Annotated in this window: 3 protein-coding genes and 1 pseudogene; 1 reads left to right on the top strand and 3 read right to left on the bottom strand. The window is 64.8% G+C overall.

Translation table 11 applies throughout. The features are described 5' to 3' along the window. The 3 genes from QOC89_RS04755 to QOC89_RS04745 form a co-directional block, all read right to left on the bottom strand. Positions 1-203: DUF1289 domain-containing protein (locus QOC89_RS04755; RefSeq protein WP_323043967.1), on the bottom strand; the 203-nt coding region annotated here is incomplete at its 3' end. Between the two features lie 172 nt (positions 204-375). Beyond that, complete coding sequence (locus QOC89_RS04750; protein WP_323043966.1) at positions 376-1,713, bottom strand: phospholipase A; 1,338 nt, start codon at positions 1,711-1,713, stop codon at positions 376-378. A 243-nt stretch (positions 1,714-1,956) separates the two neighbouring features. Continuing rightward, entirely contained in the window at positions 1,957-3,261 is a 1,305-nt protein-coding gene (locus tag QOC89_RS04745) for an Nramp family divalent metal transporter (RefSeq protein WP_323043965.1), read from the bottom strand. A 528-nt stretch (positions 3,262-3,789) separates the two neighbouring features. Between QOC89_RS04745 and QOC89_RS04740 the strand changes: the two are divergent. Beyond that, positions 3,790-4,027: pseudogene (locus tag QOC89_RS04740) on the top strand (polyamine ABC transporter substrate-binding protein); the annotation flags it as partial.

The raw sequence follows: 4,027 nt of genomic DNA, 5'->3' as shown, positions 1-4,027 counted from the left end.
TATAGCTTGTCGTTCCTGAAGCGCATGGCCGTGCCGTCCTGCTCGATGCGCACCCACACGGCGCGCTTTTCCTCGTCGCTCAGGAACACCCAGTTGGATACTTCGGCGGCGGTGCGGCCGCAGCCTTTGCAGACTTCGTCGAACAGCGTGGAACAGACACCGATACACGGGCTGTCGGGTAGATCGTGGAGATTCGAAGCCATCGGAAACCTTGGAGCGGGGAAGCGGAGTTCCGCTATGTTAACCGATGCGGCGGCCACGCCCCGACCCGGCGAACACGATGGCCAGGAACCCTGCGCGATTGGCAGCATCCGGCGGTGCTTTGACCCGAACCCGGCCGCTTCAGAACGATCAACGCCCAAGCGGCAACTTTCCTCAGCGCGCGATGCTGTAGCCGACCCGGGCTATCCAGTGCTGTCGATTGTTGTAATCGAGCAGATCCTCGCCATAGCCGTTGAAGTATCCGACCCAGATATACCCGCCCCACTTGCTGCCGAGCAGTTTGGCGAGCGGATAGGTGAATTGCGAGTCGACGCTGCCGTACCAGTGCTTGGTGCCTTTGCGAAGCGTGGTGGCGAGTTGCCAGCCGTCCGGGCTGCCGTATTTGACCAGCAGGTCGACGTAGCCGCGATAGTCGGCGATATCGGGGTTGTTGCTCGTGCCGAAGTAGTAATAGATTTTGGGTGAGACGGTCAGATGGTTGCCGGTCAGATCGCCGAACTCCCATGTCGGGCGGATAAAGGGCATGTTGATGCTGCGCGAGCCGGTGCCCGCCTTGCCGTTCGATTCATGCGAGAAACCCGCCGCGAAACCCATGCGCGTGAAAAACGGGCTATGCCAACCGGTGTCCGGCACGTAGTAGAACAGCTGCGGGGAGTAGGTCGTGTCGCGGAACGGCCGCGAGTCGGCGGACAGATCCCAGATCGAGGTTTGCGTATAGGCGAAGTACAGGTTGTCGACGAACGCCTTCGAGCGCAGATCGTCAGGCATCAGGATGCGGTATTTGAAGCTCAGTTGCAGCCGGGCGTTCGTGTCGCCATTGTGGCCGAAGGCGATGTACATCGGCTCGTAGTAGGAGACGTGCGCGAGCACACCGCGTCCGGTGGTGGAGAGCGAGTCGCCGGGCGGCGACATCGCGTCGCCTGTCGGGCCGCCCACGGCCGCGGCTGTTGCGGCGGCCTGGGCAGGCGTGCTCGCCTGGCTTTCCGTGCGTTCGGCCTGGGCGATGGCGTCCTGCTGCGGGCCGCGATTGATCGCGACCAGTGCCGGCGACGCGTCGAAGCCCACGGGATCGATGCGCACTTCGCCGCGGGCCGACTGCGGCCAGGGCGCCGAGAAACGCACTTTGCGGAATTGACCGGGCCGCAGATGCAGTGTGTCGGGCACGCCAGGTTCGCGCTGCAAGTCGAGCGGCTGCGGCGACTCTTCGGCACCGTTCAAGGTGACGCGGATCGTCGGCGGGACGGTGACGGTGAGGTCGCGGGTGTCGTCGGCGGAATAGAGCAGGGTGATCTGCAATGGCTCGTTGGCGGCGGCGACGCGTGCCGGCTGCAGCATCGCGACTGTCGCGCGCGCCTCGCCGGCGAAGGCGCCAATGGTGACGATGGCGACGAGGATGGACAGCAGGACAGTGCGTGAATTGCGCCGGACGGCGTGCTGACTTTGAAGTGACCTATCGAGGGCGAGGCGGGCAAGCGAAGCGTAAAAGCGCATGGGCTGTCGTCCAGAGAACACGGGAGCGTGAGCGAGGCGGCGAGGCGGCGAGGCGCCAAGGCGGCGAGACGGCACCGCGGCCGGACGGCACCGCGGCCGGACGGCTCCGCGGCGAGACGGCACTGCGGCCAGACGACACCGCAGCGAGCCGGCCGCGTCGCAGGTCATCAGGAAATTCTAAGAGAATACTTACAAACCGGCTTCATGCGCAAACGCAATGGGGGGAGCGGCCGGCTTATCACTTCATCCGCCGAACGCCAACTGCCAGAGCAGCGCCATATTCAGCAGGATGATGAACGCCGCTGACAGCCAGGCCAGCACGAGCGGCACGCCGCGCACGTGCCAGCCGCGCATCAGGCCGGCGTCCGACGTATAGCGGATCAACGGCACGACAGCGAGCGGCAATTGAAGACTCAGCACCACCTGGCTTGCCACCAGCAGCTGATTGGAGCCGTGCTGGCCGAATAGCGCGACCGCCAGAAGCGCCGGGCCGATCGCGAGCGCGCGGGTGAGCAGGGCACGCTTCCAGCGCGGCAGGCGCAGGCGCAGAAAGCCTTCCATCACCGCCTGACCTGCCAGGGTGCCCGTGACGGTCGCGCTCAGGCCACAGGCGAGCAGCGCCGCCGCGAACAGGATGGCCGCCCAATGCGTCCCGACGAGCGGCGCAAGGAGCCGGTGGGCGTCAGCGAGATCGGTGATGTCGCGATGGCCGCTCGCGTAGAACACCGCCGCCGCGACGATCAGCAGCGCCGCGTTGATCACGAACGCAAACGACAACGAGCCGAACGTGTCGAGATTCACGACCCGCAATGCAGCCTTGATCTGCACGTCGCTGCCTTCCGGCGCGTGGTGCTTGACGAGCGCGGAGTGCAGATACAGGTTGTGCGGCATCACCGTCGCGCCGACGATGCCGGCCGCGAGCCACACCATGCCGGCATTGCGCAGCAGATCGAGGCTCGGCGCGCTGCCGGCCAGCGCGGCGTGCCAGTCGGGCCGCGCCAGCGCCAGTTCGATCACGAAGCACAGCCCGACAAAACCGATCAGCAACGCGATCACGGCTTCGAGCTTGCGGCCACCTTTCTGCTGAAGCGCGAGCAGCGCGAAGGTACAGACCGCCGACATCAGCACGCCCACCGTCAGCGAGACGCCCAGTAGCAATTGCAACGCAACGGCGCTGCCGACTACTTCGGCGACGTCGCAGGCGATGATCGCGACCTCGCTGGTCAACCACAGGAAGAGTGTGACGCGGCGGCTCGAGCGTTCGCGGCAGATCTGCGCGAGATCGCGCCCGGTGACCACACCCAGCCGCGACGACAGCCACTGCAACAGCATGGCCATCAGGCTTGCCAGCAGCACCATGCTCAGCAGCCGGTAGCCGTAGCCCGCGCCGGCACCGAGCGCGGTCGCCCAGTTGCCCGGATCGATATAGCCGACCGCGATCAGCGCCCCCGCGCCGACGAACGAAAACCAGTGCGCCGGACGGGCAGGGCCGTCTCCCGGCAGACGCCGACGGCGGTTCGGTCGTAACGCGGACGGATTCGTGTTCATCGGTGCCTGGGAGGTTTGAGACTGCACCCGCGCGCAAGTGACATGCCCGCGGCGAACCGGCACATGACGCAGTGAGGCGAGGGCACGCCAGCGTGATTCGCGCGGTGCCGTTTACCAGTCTCTCGGAGCTATTGTGCACCGTAGCGCGACCGGTGGCTTGACTCGCGTGGAGGTGAGCCCGAAGTGGGCCTGAGCTTGATCGTAAGGCATAGGATTGGCGCGACGCGCCGCTGGCTGCCGCCCGGATGCGGATCAGGTGCGGCGCTGCCGCCGCAACTTGACAGCCAGCTAACACCGAGCCGCCACGGGTGTTTTTTTTGGGTAGACACGCGCCGATAACCCGCTAAAATTGCGCCCATTTTGTAGCGGCGCGGCTTACGCTGTACCGTTTGCGCGACATCTCGGCATTTTTTTTGGTGCGCGCAATAATTAATGGTAGTTTTCGTTTTTTTCAGGGGAGCCGCGTGCGGGATGCTGCGGCGTGAGTGAGGAATGGCTGGCTCGAGCCGGTCAGGATCGGAGAACGGAATGAAAAGACGGGTAGTGGTGCAGGTGGCGGCGCTGGTCTTGTGCGCGACGCCGTGGTTGACGGCCGCTGCGAAAGATACGCAGTTGAACGTGTATAACTGGTCCGATTATATCGCCAAGGACACCATTCCGAACTTCACCAAACAGACCGGCGTCCAGGTCAAATACGACAACTACGACAGCGACGACACGCTGCAAGCCAAGCTCCTCACCGGCAATTCCGGCTACGACATCGTCG

It is taken from the genome of Paraburkholderia sp. (assembly GCF_034668105.1).
In the GTDB taxonomy this organism is placed as follows: Bacteria; Pseudomonadota; Gammaproteobacteria; order Burkholderiales; family Burkholderiaceae; genus Paraburkholderia.
This window is presented reverse-complemented; position numbering and strand designations above follow the sequence as displayed.